The 24404-nt window shown below is 66.8% G+C and carries 19 protein-coding genes; 13 read left to right on the forward strand and 6 right to left on the reverse strand.

Annotation, left to right across the window (positions count from 1 at the left end):
* The first annotated feature begins 1938 nt into the window (after positions 1-1938).
* The 6 genes from AB0N61_RS12385 to AB0N61_RS12410 all read left to right on the forward strand — a co-directional run bounded on the left by AB0N61_RS12385 (position 1939) and on the right by AB0N61_RS12410 (position 7229).
* The gene (locus AB0N61_RS12385) at positions 1939-2385 is read left to right on the forward strand and encodes an AAA family ATPase (protein ID WP_363364446.1); all 447 of its coding nucleotides are present in this window, start codon (positions 1939-1941) and stop codon (positions 2383-2385) included.
* A gap of 555 nt (positions 2386-2940) precedes the next feature.
* Complete coding sequence (locus AB0N61_RS12390) at positions 2941-3867, forward strand: ParA family protein (RefSeq protein ID WP_363364448.1); 927 nt, start codon at positions 2941-2943, stop codon at positions 3865-3867.
* A complete protein-coding gene (locus AB0N61_RS12395) occupies positions 3867-4835 on the forward strand; it encodes a ParB/RepB/Spo0J family partition protein (protein ID WP_363364450.1) in 969 nt (322 codons plus the stop codon). Before AB0N61_RS12390 ends, AB0N61_RS12395 begins: the two co-directional genes overlap by 1 nt.
* Positions 4836-4897: 62 nt before the next feature.
* Positions 4898-6346: a sugar porter family MFS transporter gene (locus AB0N61_RS12400; RefSeq protein WP_363364452.1), complete on the forward strand. Its 1449-nt coding sequence runs from the start codon at positions 4898-4900 to the stop codon at positions 6344-6346.
* 9 nt (positions 6347-6355) lie between these two features.
* Positions 6356-6691, forward strand: coding sequence for a tryptophan synthase subunit alpha (locus AB0N61_RS12405; protein ID WP_167947548.1), 336 nt, complete (start codon positions 6356-6358; stop codon positions 6689-6691).
* A gap of 19 nt (positions 6692-6710) precedes the next feature.
* On the forward strand, positions 6711-7229 hold the full coding sequence (locus tag AB0N61_RS12410; protein ID WP_363364454.1) for a GrpB family protein: 519 nt from the start codon (positions 6711-6713) through the stop codon (positions 7227-7229).
* A 96-nt stretch (positions 7230-7325) separates the two neighbouring features.
* Here the strand turns inward: AB0N61_RS12410 and trxA are convergent, their stop codons facing one another.
* The 4 genes from trxA to AB0N61_RS12430 all read right to left on the reverse strand — a co-directional run bounded on the left by trxA (position 7326) and on the right by AB0N61_RS12430 (position 12575).
* Entirely contained in the window at positions 7326-7649 is a 324-nt protein-coding gene (trxA, locus tag AB0N61_RS12415; protein ID WP_042541543.1) for a thioredoxin, read from the reverse strand.
* A 67-nt stretch (positions 7650-7716) separates the two neighbouring features.
* On the reverse strand, positions 7717-8691 hold the full coding sequence (gene trxB / locus AB0N61_RS12420; protein WP_167947552.1) for a thioredoxin-disulfide reductase: 975 nt from the start codon (positions 8689-8691) through the stop codon (positions 7717-7719).
* A gap of 88 nt (positions 8692-8779) precedes the next feature.
* On the reverse strand, positions 8780-10399 hold the full coding sequence (murJ, locus tag AB0N61_RS12425) for a murein biosynthesis integral membrane protein MurJ (protein ID WP_363364456.1): 1620 nt from the start codon (positions 10397-10399) through the stop codon (positions 8780-8782).
* Entirely contained in the window at positions 10392-12575 is a 2184-nt protein-coding gene (locus AB0N61_RS12430; protein ID WP_363364457.1) for a DUF6049 family protein, read from the reverse strand. Before AB0N61_RS12430 ends, murJ begins: the two co-directional genes overlap by 8 nt.
* 107 nt (positions 12576-12682) lie before the next feature.
* Here AB0N61_RS12430 and AB0N61_RS12435 point away from each other — a divergent pair, with 107 nt between their 5' ends.
* On the forward strand, positions 12683-14206 hold the full coding sequence (locus AB0N61_RS12435; protein WP_363364459.1) for a methyltransferase: 1524 nt from the start codon (positions 12683-12685) through the stop codon (positions 14204-14206).
* 40 nt (positions 14207-14246) lie between these two features.
* Positions 14247-15302, forward strand: a complete 1056-nt coding sequence (locus AB0N61_RS12440; protein WP_363364461.1) for an LLM class flavin-dependent oxidoreductase — start codon at positions 14247-14249, stop codon at positions 15300-15302.
* Positions 15303-15397: 95 nt separating this feature from the next.
* On the opposite strand, the gene AB0N61_RS12445 is transcribed toward AB0N61_RS12440, so the two are convergent.
* Positions 15398-17149 (reverse strand): alkaline phosphatase family protein, encoded by a 1752-nt coding sequence (locus AB0N61_RS12445; protein ID WP_363364463.1) that lies wholly within the window; start codon positions 17147-17149, stop codon positions 15398-15400.
* 109 nt (positions 17150-17258) lie between these two features.
* Between AB0N61_RS12445 and AB0N61_RS12450 the strand changes: the two genes are divergently transcribed.
* The 4 genes from AB0N61_RS12450 (at position 17259) to AB0N61_RS12465 (ending at position 22395) form a co-directional block, all read left to right on the forward strand.
* Positions 17259-18686 (forward strand): CCA tRNA nucleotidyltransferase, encoded by a 1428-nt coding sequence (locus AB0N61_RS12450; RefSeq protein ID WP_363364464.1) that lies wholly within the window; start codon positions 17259-17261, stop codon positions 18684-18686.
* 216 nt (positions 18687-18902) lie between these two features.
* Positions 18903-20240: a GAF domain-containing protein gene (locus AB0N61_RS12455; protein WP_363364986.1), complete on the forward strand. Its 1338-nt coding sequence runs from the start codon at positions 18903-18905 to the stop codon at positions 20238-20240.
* A 123-nt stretch (positions 20241-20363) separates the two neighbouring features.
* Positions 20364-21929, forward strand: coding sequence for an aldehyde dehydrogenase family protein (locus AB0N61_RS12460; protein ID WP_167947568.1), 1566 nt, complete (start codon positions 20364-20366; stop codon positions 21927-21929).
* 64 nt (positions 21930-21993) lie between these two features.
* Positions 21994-22395, forward strand: a complete 402-nt coding sequence (locus AB0N61_RS12465) for a DUF779 domain-containing protein (protein ID WP_363364466.1) — start codon at positions 21994-21996, stop codon at positions 22393-22395.
* A 245-nt stretch (positions 22396-22640) separates the two neighbouring features.
* Here AB0N61_RS12465 and trpS read toward each other — a convergent pair whose 3' ends face one another.
* Complete coding sequence (trpS, locus tag AB0N61_RS12470; protein ID WP_363364468.1) at positions 22641-23645, reverse strand: tryptophan--tRNA ligase; 1005 nt, start codon at positions 23643-23645, stop codon at positions 22641-22643.
* Positions 23646-23898: 253 nt separating this feature from the next.
* On the opposite strand from trpS, the gene AB0N61_RS12475 reads away from it, so the two are divergent.
* Entirely contained in the window at positions 23899-24339 is a 441-nt protein-coding gene (locus AB0N61_RS12475) for an HIT family protein (protein WP_363364470.1), read from the forward strand.
* Positions 24340-24404: the final 65 nt, after the last annotated feature.

Here is a 24404-nt window from a genome sequence, read left to right on the forward strand (position 1 = left end):
CAGGCCAGTGTGGGGTGGCGACGCATTGGTGTGGTGTTTCACGTGAAACACAGTCGTGCCTGCCAGGGCTGAACTACCCATGGTGGCGGGGTACGCCTGGGACTGGCAGGAATCAGGAAAGCGGAGTTACTGGAGGCTTGGTCAATAGGCCCGACCCACGCGTGGATTCGTCCCGTGACGGGAAAAGCGAGTGACTCCGCTGAACTGGCGCGCAGGCCAGTATGGGGTGGTCGTTCCATCGGCGCGATGTTTCCCGTGAAACACCGTTGCGTCGGCGCGGTCTGATCTACCCATGTGGGTGGCTGAGTGCGCCTGGGGCTGGCTGGGTTCGTGAAACCTAGTCAGCGGGAGCTTGTGCGGCGCGCGTGACTCGGGCGCGGGCTAGTTCGGTGTTGCCAAAAGCGAGCGAGTCCGCCGAACTGGCGCCTAGGTCAGTGTGGGTGGCGATTGATCCCCCCCACGTTTTCGTGAACACTGTCGCGTCTGTCTGCTCAGATACGACCGTTCCGTCGGTTGGCTTCGCCTGGGGGTGGTAGCCATCGCGCAAACGGAGTCCTGGTGGCATGATCGATAGTCCCGACCCGGGCATGCACTCGTCCGGTGATGGCGAAGCGTAGGAACCCGCCGAGTCAGCGCGGAGGGGAGTAGGGTGGCGGCCCACCGGAGCGGTGTTTCACGTGAAACACTGTGGCCCCGTCCGGTCTCACGCGTCCGTTCGGTGGCTTTGGTCGGCAACGGCCGCGTAATGGAACACTGGGGCCTGATCGGCAGTGTGTTGCCGCATCCACAATGGCGACGAGACCTGGCGGCGCTGGTGTCAAGTAGTCCGTGCACGGTGATTGTTTCACGTGAAACGCGCCAGTCTGATCGTATGGGGCATGTAGCTGCTGGCCGTGCCACCGGTCAGTGGCTGTGACATTGGTCTTCCCGCTATTGCCAACCCCGGATGGCCTGGGTCATCCGATCCAAGTATCTGCAGAACGTCGAGAGGATGATCAGTGCAGCCCCGCAGAATATGCGGGCTCCGGATGGGGCGCGGCATCACTGACGGCGTCCTCCGAGCGGCGTTCGAAGGTTGGCGCGATGGGGGGATAGCGCACGCTGGCTGGGGTACATCCCGGAGCATGGTCGGAGTGCCCGAGGTTCACAGGGTGCCCGGCGCAGTAGCCTGCTGCGTATCGCGTAAGCGCCTCACCCCGGGAGCTCGACGGCGCGGCCTGTGTGGGGATCGATGGGTTCGAGGACCGGAGTGGTCGGCTCGGCGTCGACGGTGACGTCGGCGGGGTGGTGGCAGGTGGGATGTCGGCGACCAATTGTGGCGCGGTGCGAAAGACTGAGGGTCGACGACGAGTCGTGCGAAACCTTGGTGATGCCGAAACGACGGGGCGATCCGCGACCGGGGCAGGGTTTGCGGGTGAGCGTAGCGAAAGGGGCTTCTGCTCTAGCTGCTCACTCGTGCGTCCTGTCAATGAGGAACCATTTGTCCGCAGCAAGGGGGTACGACCTGGGTGGAGCAACTACGAATGAATCAGGCGGGTGTTGCTCGTCGACGAGCCTGTCGAGACCACGTCGCGTCGCTGTGTGGAGGGTGAGGAGCAGCGCCGCCAACAGGCCGCGATTCGCGACGGAGTGCGGGCGTGACTCACGCCGGCGGTAGTGGGCGACAGCCGTCAGCCAGTATAAAAGGCCGGTCAACGGCCTATTCCGGTGAACTCACCATTCCCCTTTCGCGTCAAACACCTCTCCCGGTGTGTTGCGGATGTGCGCCTTTCTAATGGGTACTCGCGTGCACTCGCTGGGCGATATCAACCGCATCCCTGCCACGCGTTGGGATTCTTAACGGCTGGATTGCGCTCGTCGCCCATTCATTCAGATGCGAGCGCCACCGCTATCTTTACGCACGACGCGTTCCACGTGAAACATCGATATGGTGAGGAGATGTCACGCATGCTCATCACCGGGATGTCGGGTGCCGGCAAGTCGAGCGTGCTTCACGAGCTGGGCGAGCGAGGGTACGCCGTCGTCGATACCGACTACGGTCCCTGGACCACGGAGCACGGCCTGTGGGACGAGATGCTGATGGGGGCGCTCCTGGGGGAGAGCAACGAGGTCGTCGTATCGGGTACCGTCTCGAATCAGGGCACGTTCTACGACCGATTCGACCACGTGGTGCTCCTGTCTGCGCCGATCTCCGTTCTGCTCGACCGCGTGCGACGACGCTCTTCGAATCCCTACGGATCGACAGTTGCTCAGCAGGAGGAAATCCGCGCGAATCTCGCGACTGTCGAGCCGCTGCTCCGGGCGACGGCGACGTGCGAGATCGATGCCACGCAGGATCTCTCAAGCGTCGTCGACCAGCTCGAACGGCTCCTACGCGTGCCCTGACGTTTCACGTGAAACGGCCCACACCGATAGCGCTTGCTGCTGAGTACCTTGATTGGCCCTGTCTACGGCGTAGAGGGAGGGTGGCGTTGACACGTGTGCCGGATGAGCGCTCAGCATGAGCGCTTGCCGTCAGTGGAAGGGATCGCAAGGTCGGCAGGCCTCCTGGCGCTTGCGAGGCACGGCAGGGTCCGCTCGGATTATCGGCGCCAGCGCCTTGTCTGCCGCACCGGCGCAATCACGCGATTCACCCATCGTCCGATCGTCCTGTGTCGCCTCGCCCCACGGGCGGCGTGAGCACTGCTTCCTTCGATATCTCTTTCAACCAGCTGCCAGGCAGCGGGCAGCGCGCAGCAACCGAGAGGTCGCGAGATCGCTCGTGAGTAGACGAAAGGCCCGGCCGCGGGTGATAACGACGCGCAGACAACACCCTCTGAGTCCACGTTGCCTGTCGCTCAGACGCCGTGGGGGAGCGAGGCGGATAGGAACCCTGGGTGATATCGCAAGGGCAACGTCCGTCCCAGCGATTAGAGTGGAAGACGGCCCCGAAAGGAGTGGATGTTTCACGTGAAACAGCCCGAAAAGGCATCGCCGAAGGACTCCTTCGGGATGGATACCCCCCTCGCACGGGAGCTCGCCGACCTCTCCGCTCGGCGCAGAGCACTCGACGCCGTTTCCCTCGACTTCGGCGGTGACACCCGCATCCTGACGGTCTCCAACCAGAAAGGCGGCGTCGGTAAGACGACGAGTGCCGTCAACGTCGCCTCCGCACTCGCAGGACTGGGTGCGCAGGTTCTGGTGATCGATCTCGACCCGCAGGGCAACGCGTCGACGGCCCTCGGTGTGCCGCACAACGCAGAGACGCAGAGCGTCTACGACGTCCTGATCGACGACACTCCGCTCGCTGAGATCGTGCAGCAGAGTCCCGAGGATGAGAACCTCTTCTGTGCGCCGAGCACCATCCACCTCGCCGGCGCCGAGATCGAACTCGTCGCGCAGGTGGCCCGTGAGCACCGTTTGCGCCGCGCGCTCGATGAATACCTCGTCGAGAACCGGATGGACTTCGTCATCATCGACTGCCCGCCGTCTCTCGGGCTGCTCACGATCAACGCCTTCACTGCGGCGAACGAGGTGTTCATCCCGATCCAGTGCGAGTATTACGCGCTCGAGGGCCTGAGCCAACTGCTCGGCAGCATTCAGATGATCCAGAAGCATCTGAACCCTGGTCTGCTTCTCTCGACGATCCTGCTGACGATGTTCGACGGCCGCACTCGGCTGGCCCAGCAGGTCGCAGACGAGGTCCGCACCCACTTCCCCGAACAGGTGCTCGACACCGTGATCCCGCGCTCGGTGCGGGTGTCGGAGGCACCGAGTTTCGGTCAGACCGTGATCGCCTACGATGGGCAATCGGCCGGCGCCGTCGCGTATCGCGAGGCCGCTGTCGAGATCGCGTCGCGGACGGCGACGCAGAGCAAGGAGAAATGATGGCGAAGCGCACTGGACTGGGCCGGGGCATCGGGGCCCTCATCCCGACGGCTGATCAGTCCGAGCGTCCCGTGGACGTGTTCTTCCCCGGAGCGAATCTGCGACCGGCGAAGGAGCAGACGAGCGATGAGGCGACCACGGAAGCCGAACTCGAGGTCGTGCCCGGCATCCACCTGATCCAGGTCGATCCGCAGAAGATCGTTCCCAATCCGCGGCAGCCGCGCACGCACTTCAACCCGGAAGACCTCGCAGAACTCGTGCACAGCGTGAGTGAGTTCGGCGTGCTGCAGCCCGTTGTCGTTCGCAGGAACAGCGATGGCGAATACGAGCTGATCATGGGGGAGCGGCGCACCCGGGCGGCACGCGAGGCGGGGATCGAGAAGATTCCGGCGATCGTCCGCGAGACCGCCGACGAGGATCTCCTGCGCGACGCGCTGCTCGAGAACCTTCATCGCTCCGAGCTGAACCCGCTCGAGGAGGCCTCCGCGTATCAACAGCTGCTCGAGGACTTCGGCATCACGCAGGAGGAACTGGCTACGCGGATCGGTCGGTCTCGGCCCCAGATCAGCAACACGATCCGTCTGCTCAAGCTGCCCGTCCCTGTGCAGCAGCGGGTGGCTGCGGGAGTGCTGACCGCTGGTCACGCCCGCGCGATCCTCAGCCTGGAGACACCGGAGGCGATGCAGCGCCTCGCTGACAAGGTCGTGAACGAAGACCTGTCCGTGCGGGCCACTGAGGTCGCGGCGAAGACCGCGCCGTCGGCACCCGCTCGCACGGCGAAGCCCACTCCGGGGGCACGACGTGCCTACCTCGACGAGGTGGCCGGCAACCTCGGGGACCGCCTCAACACCCGTGTCAAGGTGTCGTTGGGTGCTAGAAAAGGCCAGGTCATCATTGATTTCGCCTCCATTCAGGACCTCAACCGCATCCTCGGTGAACTGGGCGAATCAGGGTACGGCCCGGCGTGACTCCGCCTCTCCGGCATTGAGCGGTCGTAGACTTCCGAGATCGCGATGACGAGAGGGATGACATGTCCAAAGCGCTGAATCCAGAAGGCGTCAGGCGACGCGTCATAGCGGTGAGTATCGCCGCGGCTCTCGGTGGCTTCCTTTTCGGTTTCGACACGGCTGTCATCAACGGCGCCGTCGACGCGCTGGCGGGCGATGTCTCCGGATTCGATCTCGGCGTGGGTCTCAAGGGCTTCGCCGTCTCGTCGGCTCTGATCGGATGTGCGGTCGGAGCCTGGTTCGCGGGACCCATCGCCAACAAGCGGGGCCGCATTCCCGTGATGGTGGTCGCTGCGGCGATGTTCTTCATCTCCGCCATCGGCTCAGGGCTCGCCTTCAGCGTCGTCGATCTGATCATCTGGCGCGTCATCGGCGGTCTCGGCGTCGGTGCGGCATCCGTCATCGCCCCCGCCTACATCGCCGAGGTGTCGCCCGCAGCGATCCGAGGTCGACTGGGTTCGCTGCAGCAGCTGGCCATCGTCATCGGTATCTTCGCCGCTCTCCTGTCGGACGCCCTGCTCGCGGGCATCGCGGGCGCAGCGGATCAGCCTCTGTGGGGACTGACCGCGTGGCGCTGGATGTTCATGGTGGCAGCCATCCCCGCCCTCGTCTATGGACTCGTCTCTCTGAGGCTGCCCGAGTCGCCGAGGTATCTCGTGCGCAAGGGCGACCTGAAACGCGCCTCAGAGGTCCTGGAGACGGTCACCGGAACCGTCGACGTCGACGCCAAGATCAAGGAGATCACGAGCACGATCGACACCGAGCGCAAGGAGTCTCTGGGCGACCTGCGGGGCAGCCGTCTGGGCTTGAAGCCCATCGTCTGGGTCGGCATCCTGCTGTCGGTGTTCCAGCAGTTCGTCGGCATCAACGTCATCTTCTACTACTCGACGACGCTGTGGCAGTCGGTCGGATTCGACGAGTCCAGCGCACTGCTGACGTCGGTGATCACGTCCGTGACGAACATCGTGGTGACGATCGTCGCGATCCTGCTCGTCGACAAGATCGGTCGCCGCATCATGCTCCTCGTCGGCTCCGTCGGAATGACGGTGACGCTCGGACTCATGGCAGTGGCGTTCTCGTTCGGAACCCTCGATGCAGAAGGCGCTGCCACACTCCCTGATCCCTGGGCGACGGTCGCCCTGATCTGCGCGAACGGCTTCGTCGTCTTCTTCGGGGCCACGTGGGGCCCGCTGGTCTGGGTGCTCCTGGGGGAGATCTTCCCGAACTCGATCCGTGCAGGGGCCCTCGCCGTCGCCGCGGCGGCCCAGTGGGCGGCCAACTTCTTCATCTCCACGACCTTCCCGATCTTCGCCGACATCGGGCTCACTTTCGCCTACGGCTTCTATGCGTTCTTCGCGCTGCTGTCGTTCTTCTTCGTGTACTTCAAGGTGCCCGAGACGAAGGGCAAGGAGCTCGAGGAGATGTCGGACGAGCTGAAGGTGAATCGCCGGGGCACCCGAAAGGCGACGTAGGCTGGAAGCATGACCGAGTCAGTCCCGCGCCGCGCCAGCCTCGAAGTGCTGAGAGCAGAAGCGTCGGACGAGCTCGCTGTGCTCATCCAGGAGCGGCTTCTCGGCGGCGAAGATCCGTGGGATTTCATGGAGGAGCTGCCGAGCGTCGACGAGCTGGTCGTCTACCTGCTGCGTGCCGACAACATCACCGCGAACGATGGTGTGCGTCCGAACGCCGCTCGGCACTATCGTGTGCTGCGCCAGATCGCGCTGGAGTACCCCGAGCTCACGCCGGCCGTGTGGGGCCTTCTCGACGAGCAGCAGCGGCACCGACGCTGGGACCCGTCCGTCGCCGACGCCTCCTAGGGCCTGTATCGTGCCGCGGATGCTCGTCTCCTACGACCCGGAGTGGCCGGAGCAGTTCGAGGCGTTCGCGGCGGAGATCAGGGAGGCAGTGGGCACCGCCTGGGTGATCGAGCACATCGGCTCGACGGCGATTCCCGGGATGCGCGCGAAGCCGATCATCGACCTCGCCGTCCGGGTGGGGGATCTCGAGGACTTCGAGGGCCGTAGAGCGGCTCTGGAAGCCGCAGGATGGCACCGGGGCAGCGCCGTGCGCACGCATCCGGTCATGATCCGCGAAGCTGACGGCGTCCGAATCGCGATCGCGCATTTCTTCGTCGCGGAGGAATGGGATGCGGTGCACCAGCGCGTCCTGCGGGACTGGCTTCAGGCGCACCCGGAGGATGCTGAACGCTACTCGCGTGCGAAGTGTGACGCCGTGGCGGCTCAGGCGCGGGGGCGCACGACCTACAACGCCGCGAAGTCGCCGGTCATCCAGGACCTGGTCGACCGCGCTCGGGCGGCTCGCGGGCTTCCTCCGGTGCCGGTCTCCGACAAGTAGTCGGATCGTCCGCAGGCCGCGATCGCATCCCACAGACGCGCAGGGTATGCGAAAGGGCCGCCACCCGGAGAGGTGACGGCCCTGAAGACTGCGTGATCAGCCGATGAACGCCGCGAGGTCCTGCTCGAGAGCCGGCTTCGGCTTGGCGCCGATGATGGTCGTCTTGACCTCACCGCCCTGGAACACCTTCATCGCGGGGATCGAGGTGATCTGGTACTTCATCGCCAGCTGCGGGTTCTCGTCCACGTTCAGCTTGAGGATGGTGATCTTGTCGGGGTTGTCCGCCTGGATCTGGTCCAGAACGGGGGCGACCATACGACACGGTCCGCACCACTCGGCCCAGAAGTCCACGAGGACGGGACCTTCGGCCTGCAGAACGTCCTGCTCCCAGGTCGCCTGGCTCGTAGCCTTTGCACTCATCAGAGTTCTCCTTGATTCGAGGTTCGCCTGCTACAACAGCGGGCGAGGTGAAAGTGTTCCCGCCCGGTCAGGCGGTGATGATCTCAGCGGCTTCAGCGGCCGGGAACTCGACCGAGGCGTCTTCGAGATCTGCGAGGAAGTGCTCGGCGTCGAGAGCGGCGACCGTTCCCGAGCCCGCAGCCGTGATGGCCTGACGATAGGTCGGGTCGATCACGTCGCCGGCGGCGAACACACCCGGGACCGAGGTGACCGACGAGCGACCGTCGACCCAGATCGTGCCCTCTGGCGTCAGCTCGAGCTTGTCGTGCACGAGGTGGGTGCGCGGGTCGTTGCCGATGGCGATGAACAGGCCGTCGAGCGGGAGGTCGCTCAGCGTGCCGTCGACCGTGTTGCGCAGCTGCACGCCCGAGACGGAGTCGCCGCCGAGGATCTCGGCGACCTCGCTGTTCCACACGAACTCGATCTTCTCGTTCGCGAAGGCGCGCTCCTGCATGATCTTCGAGGCACGCAGCGTGTCCTTGCGGTGGATGACGTAGACCTTCTCGGCGAAGCGCGTGAGGAACGTGGCCTCCTCCATCGCCGAGTCACCGCCGCCGACGACGGCGATCGTCTTCTCACGGAAGAAGAAGCCGTCGCACGTGGCGCACCACGAGACGCCGTAGCCCGAGAGGCGCTCTTCGCCCTCGATGTCGAGCTTGCGGTAGGCGGATCCGGTCGCGTAGATCAGCGACTGGGTCTCGTGCACCGTGCCGCTGCCGAGTGTGACCTTCTTGACCGGGCCGGCGAGGTCGAGCTCGGTGACGTCGTCGTAGACGACCTCGGTGCCGAACTTCTCAGCCTGCTCCTGGAACTTCGCCATGAGCTCGGGGCCCTGGATGCCTTCGGGGAAGCCGGGGTAGTTCTCGACTTCGGTGGTGTTCATCAGCTCTCCGCCGACCTCGACCGTGCTCGCGATGAGGAGCGGCTTGAGGTTCGCGCGCGCCGCGTAGATGGCGGCGGTGAATCCGGCAGGACCGGAACCGATGATGATGACCTGACGCATGTGCTCTCCGTCGTAGATGCTGAGACGCCGAAAGACGTTCGACTGCTTCAACCAATGGTAACCGCGCGACATTCCCGCGCGAGGGGGCTCAGCGGCCCGGCAGGAAACGCCGCAGCATGCCGCCTGCGACCTTGAGTTCGGGAGCGCGCAGCAGCGCCAGGATGCCGATGTAGACGATCACGACGGCGACGCCGATGATGCACGTGCCGATCGCACCCTGGATCTTGTCGGACGTGGTCCATCCGCTCGGGCCGCCGAGCAGGAGGAAGACGCCCCAGCCGGCGAGTCCCGCAGGAACGGCAGCGACGGCGTAGCGAACGACGGCGGTCATCCAGGTGCGGATCTGGAGTCCGCCGATCTTGCGATGCAGCAGCCAGCTGGCCACGATCATCTGCAGGGTGCTTGCGATCGACTGGCCCAGCGCGATGGCGGCGGCCAGCATGGTCACCTCGATGACCCCGGCGGCGAGCAGCCATTGCGCGATGAGAGCGGTGATGACGACGAGACCGCACTGGAACAGCGTGAACCAGAAGGGCGTGCGCGTGTCGCCGTAGGCGTAGAAAGTGCGCTGCACGATGAAGAGGATCGTGAGCGGAACCAAGCACACGAGGAAGGCGAGCAGCACGAGCGCAGCTTCCTCGGCGTGGGACGCCTGATTGGTGAAGACCCTCGAGGCGGGAACCGCTGCCGCGGCGACGGCGGCGACGGCGACCGCGATGAAGAAGAGCAGGGTGCGGATGCTCTGGGCGATGTCTGCACGTACTTCGGCATGTCTGCCGGCCGCCGCGTGCTCGCTGATCTGCGTGAAATACGGCGTACCGATCGAGAGCACGATGATGGAGTACGGCAGCATGAAGATCAGCCAGGCGTACTGGAACGTGGCGACGGACGCGCCTCGCCCGGAGGCTTCGGTGAGGATCTGGGTCTGGACGAGTCCGGCGCCCAGGCTTGTCAGGGCCATGAGGAATGTCCAGCCGGCGAGACGCCCCACGTTGCCGAGGCCGACGCCGCGCCAGCGGAAGTCGGGGCGGAGGGCGAGACCCGTGCGCCTCCAGAAGATCAGCAGAATCGCGGCCTGGATGACGATGCCGAGCGTCGCGGTTCCGCCGAGAGCGGCGATCATCTCGGGCGTCCAGTCGGAGACCCGGGTGAGCGGACCGCCGAACAGGGCGCCGACGACGAGGAAGCCTGCGATCGACACGATGTTGTTGACGACCGGAGCCCAGGTGAACGGCCCGAAGATGCGCCGCGCGTTGAGCGCCTCGCCCAGCAGCGCGTAGAGCCCGTAGAAGAGGATCTGCGGCATGCACCAGTAAGCGAACGCGGTCGCGAGCGCGAGGAACTCCGGCGACCCCTCCTTGCCCGCGTAGAGCCACACCAGCCAGGGCGCTGCGATCGTGGCGATCCCCGTGATGACGACCAGCACGACGGTGCCGAGCGTGAAGAGTTTCGAGATGAAGGCGTTTCCGCCGTCGGCATCCGCTGTGGCCTTGACGATCTGCGGGATGATCACAGCGGTCAGCACGCCCACCGAGATCAGCGAGAAGACGTTGTTCGGCAGTTGATTCGCGATGGCGAAGGCATCCGCGGCGCCGGCGCCCACCGAACCGATCACGCCGACGAGGACGATGGTTCGAAGGAGCCCGGTGACGCGCGAGATGAGCGTTCCCGCCCCGATCAGTGCGCTGGCGCGCCCGAGACTACTCATTCAGCTCCTCGACGGCATCCGGTGAGGACGTCGTCTCTTCTTCGGTGTCGGCGAGGGCCTCGCGGCGCCGGCGTCGGATGGTGCGGATGATGCCGAGACCGAGGAGCAGCACGATGAGACCCCCGAACGCGGCGAGCCCGATGGTCTCCCATTCGGCCCGCACCGAGACGCGCACGCGCTCGGGCTCACTGATGGGCACGCCGGTGGGACTCGAGAGCGACAGTGTCAGGGTGACCTCGCCACTGCCCACTCGGGCCGACACGGGGACCTTGACCCTCGTGGTGGTGCCCGCCTGGATCGTCCACGGCGTGACCGGCTGCACATCGAGGCGCGGGTCGCTCGGCTTCACCGTGAGTTCGATGTTCACCGGCCAGGGCAGGTCGTTGCGCACCGAGAAGGGCAGGTCTGCGTTGGCCGAGAGCAGCTGGATGGTGCTCGCCGGCGGGATGTCGACGGCGTTCAGGGTCTGCGTCGTCGCCTCGTTCACGTCGGAGACGGCCTCGTCGAACCCCTTCTCGGTCAGGCCGACGGCGGTCGCCCGCATGATCTGGATGCGCTTCGGACTCAGCAGCACCTGACCGTCGTCGAGGATCGTGGAGAAGTCGCCGAGCACGACCTCGCTCTCGAGCATCCGCTGCAGGGCCGTCGCGCGTGCCGGGTCGGGTTCTGTCGAGAGCGTCGCCGGGGTCGCAGGGACCGCGAGCACCTCGGCGAGGCCGAATCCGAGGGAGTCGACCGAGGCGACGGCGTCTCTGAGCGCATCGGCCGTGCGCGTCTCGTCGCGGTCGAGTCCGATCAGAAGCGGCGTGCCAGGACTCGCCTGAGCCGCCAGAGCAAGATGTGCGCTGGCTTCGGCCAGCCACTGCTGACGCGCGGCGGTGTCGTCGACACTCGCAGCGCGCGACAGCGCATCCGACGCGGCATCCGCGGTGACGAGCACGGAGCGCGCATCCACGTCGGCGTGAGTGCCGCCGGCACCGCCGACCGCCGACGACGACAGGACCGTGACGGCGCCGTCGGTCAGATACGTCGAGAACGCGTCGAGATCTGCCGTCGACACGTCGCTGCGGGGCCACAGGATGCCGGGGGTCGCCCCCTCGATGGCAGTGAGCTGGGCATCGTCGGGCAGCACGGGACCGTCGGTCGGCTGAGGGGTCGGCTCGCCGGAGGGCGTCGGTGCCGGAGCAGGCTCGGAGCCCTCCGTCGGCACCGAGGCCGGCGTCGGTGCGGGAGTCGCGGTGGGGGTCTCGTCCGGAGGTTCGGTGAAGCTGCTGAGGGTGAGGAACGGCGCGAGGGTCGTGGGCTGCAGGAGTGCGGGAAGCCCCGCCTGTGCCTGCGTGGTGGCGTCGGCGTCGCCGAACTGCAGTGCGAAGCGCTCGTTCGGCAGGGCGTCGAGGAGTTGCAGCCACTCACGCGCGCTCTGCGGGGCCGACGAGCCGAGCACTCGGACGGCGGCGGGGATCGCCGGGTCGATCGCCAGGATCGCCGACGTGCCTCGGACTCCTTCGACCGCCGCGGTGAGCGCGCCGTCGGGGGCGGTGAGGGCGCTGAGCTCTTCCGCGGTGAGCAGGGCACCGTCAGCGGGGGTCGCCGTGATCGGCACCAGGACGGCGACCGGCGGGCTCGCGGCGGCGGTCACGACGAGCACGGACGTCGACGTCACCGATGGAGCGTCATCCTGACCATCGGTCTCTGCTCCGCTGAGCGTCGCGCGCAGCGGGTAGACACCGGGTGCGAGGTCGCCGAGGACCTCGGGAGGAAGGAACAGGCTCGTGGTCGCGGAGGCCTCGGCGTCGACCGGTGCGACCGTGTCGGCGCCGAGCTGCTCGAAGTCGCCCGTCGCGTCAGAATCGCTCAGCCACGTCGTGACCGCAGCCTCGTCGGTGAGCGGAGTGCGGTTGATCTCGAGAGTGATCCGACCGGATGACAGCTCGGACTCGGCGTCGTTCTGCACCGTGATCGAGGCCGTCGTCGCGGTTCCGGGAGCGACCGTTCCGCGAACCCCGGCCGACAGGAGCAGTTCGACGGATGAAGGCTCCGACTCGTCATCGACGGCTGCGACCGCGCCGCCTGCGCTCATGCCGAGCAGGCCGAGTGCGATCGCCGAGACGACGGACCCGCGCGCAAGACGCTGCAGGCGCGTGCGGAGGCCGTTCTCGAAGGTGGTCGCGGTCATGAAGGTCTTCCTCGAACGCCGGGATCCCAGGCTGCTCGTGAGTGGTGACCTTGTGATTCTAGGCCGCCGGCTGAATGAGAACCCTGAAGACGCGTAGAGTGACGGCCGTGTCCGACACCCTCGCCCCCGCACCTGATCCGCTCCGCAGCACCGCGCTCGCCGCAGATCTCGACGACGCGGATCTCCGCTCGGAGCCGCTCCGTCGGCTGTGGGGCGAGGAGGAGGACGACGCACTCGCCAGAGGCATGCGCGAGCCTATCCTGCGCGCGATCGCCGGCGACGACGGTGTGCTCGCGACTCTCGGCAGGCTGCTGGTGCTCGGGATGCCGCAGCCGATCGACGCCGTCACGAGTGCCCTTCCGAGGCTGGGAGCGGATGGCCTCGCGGCCCTCGGCCTGGCGCGGATCGATGGCGACGAGGTGGTCCCCACCGCGCTGCTGCGGCCCCAGTCGTTCGTCGACGCCGACGGGATCGGCGAATGGTGGATAGCCAGCGACCTCGATGAGGTGGCGCTCGACGGGCCGCTGCCCGCGGATCACGTGCTCGGCGTCGGCGGGGCCTCGCGCACCCTCGCGGAGATCATCATGCCGATCGAGGTCGACCGCGCTCTCGATCTCGGCACCGGCTGCGGCATCCAGGCGCTTCTCGTGGCTCGTCACGCGGGATCCGTCGTCGCCACGGACATCTCGGCGCGGGCACTCGCCTATGCCGCGCTGAACGCCCAGCTGAACGGCGTCTCGAACATCGAATTCCGGTTGGGGAGCATGTTCGAGCCGGTCGAGGGAGAGGCATTCGACCTGATCGTCTCGAACCCGCCCTTCGTGATCACCCCGCGCACCGACGGCGTGCCCGAGTACGAGTACCGCGACGGCGGACTGGTCGGAGACGCGCTCGTCGAGCAGTTCCTGCGCGCGGCTCCGACGTTCCTGACCGCGGGCGGTGTGGCGCAGCTGCTCGGCAACTGGGAGTCGCGCGGAGGACAATCGTCGCTGATCGGTCGAGCAGGCCTGGATCGACTGTCGTCGTGGGTTCCCGACGACCTCGACCTCTGGGTCATCCAGCGCGAAGAGCTGTCGCCACTGGCGTATGCCGAACTGTGGATCCGCGACGGGGGCACGACTCCCCGTGATGCCGCGTTCACGCCGCTGCTGACCGCCTGGCTCGACGACTTCACGGCGCGCGGTGTCACCGCCGTCGGATTCGGCTACATCCTGGTGCGGCGGCCCGACCGCGACGGCATCCCCCTGCGTCGGCTCGAGCGCGTCCCGCAACACGTCTCGAACGTGGGAGGGGCGCTGCGTTCGGGGCTGGCGGCGCATGACGTGCTGGCCGAGGGGCTGCCCACCACCCTGGTCGTCGCACCCGATGTCACCGAGGCACGGCATCTGCTGCCGGGCAACGATGATCCGAGCATCATCGAGCTGCGTCAGGGAGGTGGGTTCGCACGGACGATCGCGGTCGATCCGGCGCTCGCGGCGTTCGTGGGAGCCTGCGACGGCGAGCTCACCGTCATGCAGATCGTCGCGGCGCTCGCCGACCTGTTCGAGGTGCCGCTCGTCGACCTGTGGGCCGACCTCGAACCCCGCATCCGGCAGCTCGTGCTCGACGGTCTTCTCATGCCGGGGGAGTGATGCAGGAATACCGCCTCGCATATATGCGTTCGAATACACCATGAAGGCTTTCGGATTCCTCTCCTTCGGGCACTATGCAGACGTGCCCGGTTCGGCGACCCGCACCGCGGGAGACATGCTGAAGCAGACCATCGAGATCGCGGAGGGTGCCGACGAGATCGGCGTGAACGGTGCCTCGGTGCGCGTGCACCACTGGGCTCGCCAGGCGGCGTCTCCGATGCCGCTGCTGTCGGCCATGGCTGCGCGCACCCAGCGCATCGAGGTCGGCACGGGCGTGATCGACATGCGATACGAGAACCCGTTCCAGTTCGCCGAGGAGGCGGCCGCGCTCGACCTGATCGCCGACGGACGCATCGCGCTGGGCGTGAGCCGAGGGTCACCCGAGACGGCTCTGCGCGGCTATGAGACCTTCGGCTTCCACGACGAGGAGGATCCCGAGCGCGGAAGTGTGATCGCCCGCGAGAAGTTCGACCTGTTCCTCCGCGCGATCGACGGCGAGGGTCTGGCCCCGGGCGACCCCCGCATGGTCGGCCCCGGCCGCTACCTCGCGATCGAGCCGCAGTCGCCGACACTGCGCGACCACATCTGGTGGGGCTCGGGTTCCCGCGCCACCGCGGAGGAGACCGGCCGCAAGGGACTCAACATGATGAGCTCGACGCTGCTCACCGAGGCCACGGGCGTGCCGTTCCACCAGCTGCAGCGCGAGCAGATCGACCTGTTCCGCGCCGCGTACAAGGAGGCAGGCCACTCCGGAGCACCTCGCGTCTCGGTGAGCCGCAGCGTGTTCCCGCTCGTCTCGGACATGGACAGGGCCTACTTCGGTCTGCGCAGCGAGGAGAACGCCGACCAGATCGGCATCATCGACGGCTACCGCTCGACCTTCGGCAAGACGTATGCGGCCGAACCCGACGTCCTCATCGAGCAGCTCCTGGCTGACGAGGCGGTGATGTCGGCCGACACGCTGCTGCTGACGATCCCGAACCAGCTGGGCCCGGCATACAACCTCCACGTGCTCGAGGCGTTCGCGACGCATGTCGCGCCGGCGCTCGGATGGAAGCCGAACACCGAAGGTCCTGTGCAGGGCGATCCGGTCTGAGGACGGGGCGGCACGACGGATGAGAGGGGCGGATGCGATCGGCATCCGCCCCTTGTTCGTGCCAGGACGTGGTCAGACCCTCGCGGCCCCGATCGTCACGCCGGTCCGAACAGCTCGTCGCCGTGCTCGTGCAGCAGGCGATACGCGTCGGCGAATGTCTCGGGCTCGGGCTCTCCCGGCTTGCCGTACTTCGCGAGGAGCAGGCCGAGCAGGCCTCGGGCGGGTGGGGTGAGCGGCTTCATCTGGTCGGCCGCGCCCGGCTTCGGCTCGCGCCCCTCGGGGTTCGGCGGCGTGTAGGCGGGCGTCGTGACGGGCCAGTCGGCCGGATGCCGCGGCGCGTCGAGGTTCACGGCGGCGAAGAGCGTGTTCGCCGACTGGTCGCGGTCGTTGAGGGGCTTCAGCCCGTGCAGCCGCGAGAGGGTCGCCGTGACCGAGCCGTGGTGCATCTCGTCGTGGACGATCGTTCCGCGCTTCGTATAGGCCGACACCGCGATGGCGGGCACTCGACACCCGAGGCGATCGAAGGTGAAGCCCATCTCTCCGGCCTCGGCGTCTTTCGTGGGCTTCGTCGCCGCGGGCGGTGGCACGTGGTCGTAGCATCCGCCGTGCTCGTCGAACGTGATGAGCAGCAGGGTGTTGACGGCGTTCGACCCCGTCGGCGACGCACTGGTGCGCACCGCCTCGTAGATGTCGTGGATGAGCCGATCGCCGGCCCGGACGTCGGAGATCGCGCTGTCGTAGACCTCTTCGCCGTCGACCTCGCTCTCGCGGGGCGAACCGAACGGCGGGTGGAAGTCGTTGTGGTCGTAGACCATGCGCGGCTCGATGAACGCATACCCCGGAAGGGTGCCGTTCTTCGCGTCGGCGTAGAAGTCCTCCATCGTGCCGAAGTGCTCGGTGCGCCAGTACTTCTCGAGCACCGCCGCGTGCAGCATCCCCGTGAACGACACCAGCTGGAGCTTGTCGATGTAGATCTTCCAGCTGACCTTCTCGTCTTCCAGACGGTTGAACACCGTCGGCGCCGCGGGGGCATCGAGCCACTTGCGATATCCGCCGCCGGCCTGGTTCGTGACGAAGCCGTGCGAGGTCGACGCGTGGAAGAACGACCGGTTGCAGAACGTCTGCGACGGAACCCCGGCGTACCAGTGGTCGAACACCGCGAACTCCGAGGCGAGGGTCGACAGCACGGGCAGCATCTCGGGAGAGAAGGAGCCCATGATGTGCGCGGCCTCCTCGGGCTTCGGCTCGACGCCCTTGCGCAGACGGCGGAAGTTGATGATGTAGTCCTCGAGGAACCCCGACATCGTCGCCTTCTCGCCGTGCGTGGGAGCGTTGAAGGGCGCGGTCATCTGGTCGACGAACAGGTCGGCGTTGTCCTTGGGGTCGACGGTGCCGAAGATCTGCGTGTTGACGTGGGGGTACTCCTCGCCCGGATCGGGGTCGGGCAGGCTCATGATCCGGTCGGTGTCGCCGGTGTAGACATGGGCGTCGACGACCGTGCCGTCGGATGCGGTGTTGCTGTGCGTGCCGAAGGCGAGACCCTCGAACTTCTCACCTGCCGGAAGCGTGTCCGTCGAGTACAGGTAACCGAGGAGGTTGTCGAACGAGCGGTTCTCACCCATCACAACGACGAGATGGTCGAAGCCGGGTTCGCTGCGGGGGGTCAGTGCGGCGAAGGGATCGGGTTCCGAGACGAAGCCCTTGCGCTGATTCGCCATGGTCGCGCCGATCGCAGCGCCTCCGGCACCACCGACCACGACGCCGGCGAGTGCGGCGCCGCCCATCTTGAGGAACCCTCGCCGGGATGTGTCAGGCGCGGAGGGGGACTCGTTCGCTTCTGCGGCCACGTGCCGATCCTAGGACTCGCGCGATGCCGAGCACGAGAGCGGGGAGACTTCGCCTGCGCGAGGAGTCCCGGCCGACGCGTGACTCTCCCGCCCCGGTACGCTGGAACCCATGCTCAATATGGCCGACGGCCTCGCCCGTCTCGGCGCGCTCGCCGAGAACCCGGTCGTCCGCACCCTTGCGGAGGCCTTCGAGACGGCGGGATTCGACCTCGCTCTCGTCGGCGGTCCGGTGCGCGATGCTCTGCTCGGCCGGCCGACCCACGACCTCGACTTCACGACGAATGCGATGCCGGACGACATCCTGCGCATCGTGAAGCCGATCTCGACCGCGCAGTGGGACATCGGACGCGCGTTCGGAACGATCGGCGCGCGCGTGCAGGGGGAGCAGGTCGAGATCACGACCTATCGCGCCGACAGCTACGACGGGGTGACGCGCAAGCCCGCCGTCGAGTTCGGCGACACGATCGACGCGGATCTGCACCGACGCGACTTCACGGTCAACGCCATGGCCCTGCTGGTGCCGGCCGTCACGCTGGTCGACCCGACCGGGGGAGTCGAAGACCTCGTGGCGGGGGTTCTGCGCACTCCGGCCGACCCTCAGGTCTCGTTCGGCGACGACCCGCTGCGCATGCTCCGTGCCGCGCGCTTCAGCGCTCAGCTCGGCTTCCGGATCGATGACGACACCGCCGCCGCGATCACGCAGCTGCGCGCGACGCTCGAGATCGTGAGCCCCGAGCGCATCCAGTCGGAGCTCGTGCGCCTGATGCAGACGGACGACCCCGTGCGCGGCATCCGCGTGCTGGTCGACACCGGTCTGATCGATGACTTCCTGCCCGAGATCAGCGCCCTGCGGCTCGAGGTCGACGAGCATCATCACCACAAGGACGTCTACGAGCACTCGCTCACGGTGCTCCGCCAGGCGATCGCGCTCGAGCGGGCGCGTCATCCGGATGCCGAGCCCGATGTGCCGCTGCGCATCGCCGCGCTGCTGCACGACATCGGCAAGCCGCGCACCCGCAAGCTCGAAGACGGCGGCGTGGTCACGTTCCACCACCACGACGTGGTCGGCGCGCGCATGGCACGCAAGCGTCTGCAGGCGCTGCGATTCGACACCGACACGACGGAGTCGGTCTCGAAGCTGATCGAACTGCACCTGCGGTTCTTCGGCTATTCGGAAGGCGCCTGGACCGATGCCGCAGTGCGCCGCTATGTGCGTGATGCCGGCGACGTGCTGGAGCGGCTGCACATCCTCACCCGTGCCGACGTCACGACGCGCAACAAGCGCAAGGCCGGGCGACTGGCATCGGCCTACGACGACATCGAATCGCGCATCGCGACGTTGCGCGAGCAGGAGGAGATCGACTCCATCCGGCCCGAGCTCGACGGCAACCAGATCCAGCGGATCCTCGGCATCGCGCCCGGTCGTGAGGTGGGCGAGGCCTACAGGTTCCTCCTCGAGCTGCGCCTCGATGAGGGCGTCATCGGAGCGGATGCCGCTGAGCAGCGGCTTCGCGAGTGGTGGGCCGCTCGCGCCTGAACTGGTCGCTTCTGCGGTCCGCGCGTGACACGTGCAGGCCCGGATGACACCTGCATGCGCAGAACCCGCATCTCGACCTGCATCCGTCATCTGAGCATGCATCTGTACGTGCCGACGGGGTGACACCGCGCGAAAAGTTCGACAACAGCATGCGATATACCGGGTTACACCCGCGCCATCCCGCTCCTACACTGGGGAAAAGCTCCTTCGACGGTGATGGGAGACGCTGTGGCTACGTCGTGGCAGGTGTCCAGGGAGAGCCCGCCTGAGGCCTCTCGGCTGCTCATCGAGCGAGCGCACGAAGAACTCATCGCCGGCAACCTCGACGACCAGCGCCTGCAGCAGGTGCGTCCGCTGGTCCGGGAATCGTGGGTGCGCTCGTGGCGGGGTCGGGTAGGACCGGAAGAGGTTCCGCAGATCGAGCTCGTCACCGCGGAGCTCGAGGCCTACCGACTCGCGCATCCCCTCGCCTCCGCCATCGAGATGATCCGTGCGCTGCTGCTGCCAGGCACACCGGAGGAGTCCGGTGTCGTGATGGCCGTCGGAGACCAGGCGGGACGCCTGCTCTGGATCGAAGGAGACCGCCAGCTGCAGTCGCTCACCGAGGGCATGGGATTCGTCGCCGGTGCGAACTGGGCCGAGGATGCCGTCGGCACCACCGCACCCGGAACCGCGTTGACGCTCGGGCAGTCCGTGCAGATCCGCGGCGCGGAGCACTACAACCGCCTGGTGCACCCGTGGTCATGCACTGCGGCACCCGTGCGCGACCCCGAGACCCAGCGTGTGCTCGGGGTGATCGATGTCACGGGCGGTGACGAGGTGGTCTCCACACAGGCACGCCTGCTCGTCGATGCCACGGCGCGTGCGGTCGAATCCGAGCTGATGGTCGCACGGCTCCGGGAACGCAGCGAGGCTCCTCGTCCGGTCACGATCTCATCGCGCGCCAAGCCGACCATCCGCGCGACGCTGCACGTGCTCGGCAGGGACAGGGCGCGGCTCGAGAGCGAGACCGAGCTCGAGGAGTCGGTGATCGAACTCAGCGCCCGCCACGCGGCGATCCTCCTGATGCTCGCGGTGAACCGCCAGGGTCTGTCGGCCGAACGGCTCAGCGAACTCGTCTACGGGCCTGGCGCCTCCGCCGACACGCTGCGACCCGAGATGGTGCGCCTGCGCAAGGTGCTCGAGAAGCACGCGCCAAGCCTTGTTCCCGAATCGCGGCCCTATCGCCTCCCCGTGCCCCTCGAGACGGATGCGCACGACGTGCTCTCGCTGCTCGACCGCGGAGCACACCGGGTCGCTCTCGCCGCGTACCGCGGCCCGGTGCTCCCCGAGTCGACGTCGCCCGGCGTCGAGGAGTTCCGCGAGAACGTCCGCGCGGCACTGCGCGAGGTGATGCTGTCGGAGGCCAGCCTCGACGTCCTGCTCGCGTACGCCGAGATCCCGGAGGGGCAGGCGGATGCCGCGGCTCTGCGCCTCGCGCTCGAGATGCTGCCCGCCCGCTCGCCCAAGCGCGCCGGGCTCGTGGCCCGGATCGAACGCCTCGAGGCCGGGTAGCGATCCGACCACGGGGCACCGCAACCTCTCGCAACGTTGCGCATCCGGACGCAACCCTCGCCGACCTACCGTCGACACAACAGCCGCGCAGCATCGGAGCCGCGGCCCGTCGAAGGAGTCCCGATGACCATCGTCGAAGAAGACGTGTCGACCGCCCCCGCATCCGCCGCGTATGCCGCTCCCGGCCAGCAGGGCGCCATCGCGAACTATCGTGCCCGCTACGGGCATTACATCGGCGGCGAGTTCGTCGACCCGGTCAAGGGGCAGTTCTTCGAGAACGTCAGCCCCGTCAACGGCAAGCCGTTCACCGAGGTGGGTCGGGGAACCGTCGAAGACATCGACCGCGCGGTCGACGTCGCCTGGAAGGCCTTCGCGACCTGGGGCAAGACCAGCCCCGCTGAGCGCTCGGTCATCCTCAACCGCATCGCCGACCGCATCGAGCAGCATCTCGAAGAGATCGCCGTCGCCGAGACGTGGGAGAACGGCAAGCCGGTGCGTGAGACGCTCGCGGCCGACATCCCCCTCGCTGTCGATCACTTCCGCTATTTCGCCGGAGTGCTCCGGGCGCAGGAGGGCGGCATCAGTCAGCTCGACGAGAACACCGTGGCGTATCACTTCCATGAGCCGCTGGGCGTGGTCGGCCAGATCATCCCGTGGAACTTCCCGATCCTGATGGCGGTGTGGAAGCTCGCGCCGGCGCTCGCCGCAGGCAACTGCGTGGTCATCAAGCCGGCCGAGCAGACGCCGGCATCCCTGCTGTTCCTGTTCGACATCATCGGCGACCTGCTGCCGGCCGGCGTCGTGAACATCGTCAACGGGTTCGGCATCGAGGCGGGCGCTCCGCTCGCGCAGCACAAGCGCATCCGCAAGGTCGCCTTCACAGGAGAGACCACGACGGGTCGTCTGATCATGCAGTACGCGTCGCAGAACCTGATCCCGGTGACGCTGGAGCTCGGAGGCAAGAGCCCGAACGTGTTCTTCGAGGACGTGGCTCGTGACACCGCCGACCCGTTCTACGACAAGGCGCTCGAGGGCTTCACGATGTTCGCGCTGAATCAGGGCGAGGTCTGCACCTGCCCGTCGCGCGCGCTCATCCAACGCTCGATCTACGACGGGTTCCTCGCCGACGGACTCGAGCGCGTCGGCAAGGTCGTGCAGGGCAACCCGCTGGACCCCGCCACGATGATCGGCGCGCAGGCGTCGAACGACCAGCTGGAGAAGATCCTCAGCTACATCGACATCGGGAAGCAGGGCGGCGCCCGGCTGCTCACGGGAGGCGAGCGCGTCGACCTCGGGGGTGACCTCAGTGAAGGGTTCTATGTCGCTCCGACTGTGTTCGAGGGCACGAACGACATGCGCATCTTCCAGGAGGAGATCTTCGGGCCCGTGCTGTCGGTCACCTCGTTCGACGGCTTCGACGACGCCATCTCGATCGCGAACGACACGCTCTACGGCCTCGGGGCGGGAGTGTGGAGCCGCAGCGGCGACACGGCCTACCGCGCCGGGCGGGCCATCGAGGCCGGTCGGGTCTGGACGAACACGTATCACCAGTACCCGGCGCATGCCGCGTTCGGCGGATACAAGCAGTCGGGTGTGGGACGCGAGAACCACAAGATGATGCTCGACCACTACCAGCAGACGAAGAACCTCCTGGTCTCGTATGCCGAAGGCCCGATGGGCTTCTTCTGAGTTCGACCCGGGCGGGCGCTGCATCCGCACTGCCCGCCCGGCACCATCCAGGAAGGTTCGGATCATGGTCAGCATCGGCACGTACCAGCGGATCGACGTGACGGACGCCGCGGCATCCCTCATCCGAGACCTCACCGTGCAGCACGGGCCCCTGATGTTCCACCAGTCGGGCGGATGCTGCGACGGCTCATCGCCCATGTGCTATCCGGTCGGGATGTTCATCACGGGCCCCAGCGACGTGCTGCTCGGCGCGCTCGACGTGGGACTCGACGCCCCGGTCGAGGTGTTCATGTCGGAGTCGCAGTTCGAGTACTGGAAGTACACGCACCTGACGATCGACGTCGTGCCGGGGCGAGGTGCCGGGTTCTCCGTCGAGGGGCCGACGGGCATGCGATTCCTGATCCGCTCGCGGATGCTGAACGATGCGGAGCTGCAGTACTTCGGGCTCGCGGGTTTGGGGGGCTGAGAGAAATGTGGCCGGAAGTATGCCTCCGCTGGCCGCAGATCGGACTAGAAAAGCGAGATGCAGCGCGTATCCCCGAGTGAGTTAAGAGAGGACGTCTCCCCTCTCGTCGACTTTTGGTCGTCGCAGCCGGGTATTCATCAGGACATTGAAGACGCACGCAGGCAGTCCGCGGCCGGTGAGTTGCGCACGGCGGCGGCGACCACGAAGCGATATGGAGTTCAGGCGAATTGATCTCGCGCGGTACGTCAGTACGTCATGCCCATCGCGCGCCTCACCTCGTCGAGCGTGTCATTCGCGACCGACTGTGCACGCTCGTTGCCTTGTCGGAGAACGGCGGCGGCATCCGCCTCCGTGAGACCGGCGCGGCGAGCACGGTGGTCTGCGAGGAACTCGTTCACCGCCTCCGTGACGAGGCGTTTGAGCGCACCCGCTCCCGCGCCGCCGATCTCATCTGCGATCGTCTCCGGGGTGCGGCCGAGAACGACCGAGGCGGTCGCGAGCAGCCCTGATACTCCTGGCCTGTTCGCAGGGTCGTAGGTGATCACGCGCTCCGAGTCGGTGGGAGCGCGCCTGATGGCGTCGGCAGTCTCGTCAGCCGTCATCCCGAGGGCGATCGCATTGCCGTAGCTCTTCGACATCTTGCGGCCGTCGAGACCGGAAAGCTCGGGAGTCTCGGTGACGAGAGCGTTCGGCTCGGGGAACACGTCGCCGTATCGCTCGTTGAAGCGACGTGCGATCGTGCGCGTCATCTCGACGTGCGGCAGATTGTCCTTTCCCACCGGGACGAGATTGCCCTTGCAGAACAGGATGTCGGCCGCTTGATGAACGGGATAGGTCAGCATCAGACCACTCAAGGTGCGACCGGACGCGGCGAGCTCGGTCTTGACCGTGGGGTTGCGATGCAGCTCTGCTTCGCTGACCAGGCTGAGGAAGGGGACGAGCAGCTGGTTGAGAGCCGGCACCGAGGAATGGGTGAAGATCGTGGTGGTCTTCGGGTCGAGACCGGCGGCGAGGTAATCGAGGACCGCCCCGTAGACGTTGTCGCGCATATCGCCCGCAGCGTCGCGGTCGGTGATCACCTGGTAGTCGGCGAGGATGACGAAGGTCTCGACGCCGGCCTCCTGCAACCGCACGCGCTCGCGAATGGTGCCGAAGTAGTGACCGAGGTGCAGCCGTCCCGTGGGGCGCTCCCCAGTGAGGACGCGATATCTCTCGGGATGCTGCTCGATCGCTCCCCTGAGAGCGGGCATGCGAGCGAGGGTTGCGGCGTATGAGTCCATGATCTGCTCCTGATTCGAAAGGAGCTGCACGGAATCTACATCCGCGGAGGATTCGCGGGCTGCCGTGCAGCCCGCGCGTCGATGCGTTACGGCTGCTCGTGCAGCCACCAGGACGAAACGGTGAAACGCATAGGTCGAGGATAGTGACCTTCGGTGCTTGAGGCGACTGGCGGCGTTGTCGTCTGGTTAGCATGGGCCGATGTGGTGGACGGATGAGGAATGGATGGAACTCCTGGCCCCGGAGTTCTGCGGCATGTGTGCGGACGCACATCTGCCGGAGAACGAGCACAGCATCCTCGTGGCCTCGACGGAGATGACGCACGTCAGGCTGGTGCGCAACCAGGCGCATCCCGGCTACACCGTCGTCATCCTTCGCGAGCACCTCACTGACCTGGGTCAGCTGGATGCGGCCCAGCTCAGCGCGTTCTGGAGCGACGTCCAACGTGCGGGTCGGGCCGTCGACAGAGCATTCGAGCCGCGGAAGATCAACTACCTGGTGATGGGGCATCGGGCACCGCATCTTCACTGCCATGTGTTCCCGCAGCACCTCGAAGACGATCCTCTCCAAAACGTGGACGTGTCCGATGGACCCGTGTATCTCGCCGACGCCGAGATCGCAGCGTCTGCCGCCGTGTTGCGGGAGGCGTGGCACGCGGTCGCCTGAGACCAGGAATCGTCCCGGCCACTTGGCTGGACGATATCCGACTGGCTGAAGACACGCCGTCGGTC

It is taken from the genome of Microbacterium sp. NPDC089320 (assembly GCF_040684875.1).
Taxonomy (GTDB): domain Bacteria; phylum Actinomycetota; class Actinomycetes; order Actinomycetales; family Microbacteriaceae; genus Microbacterium.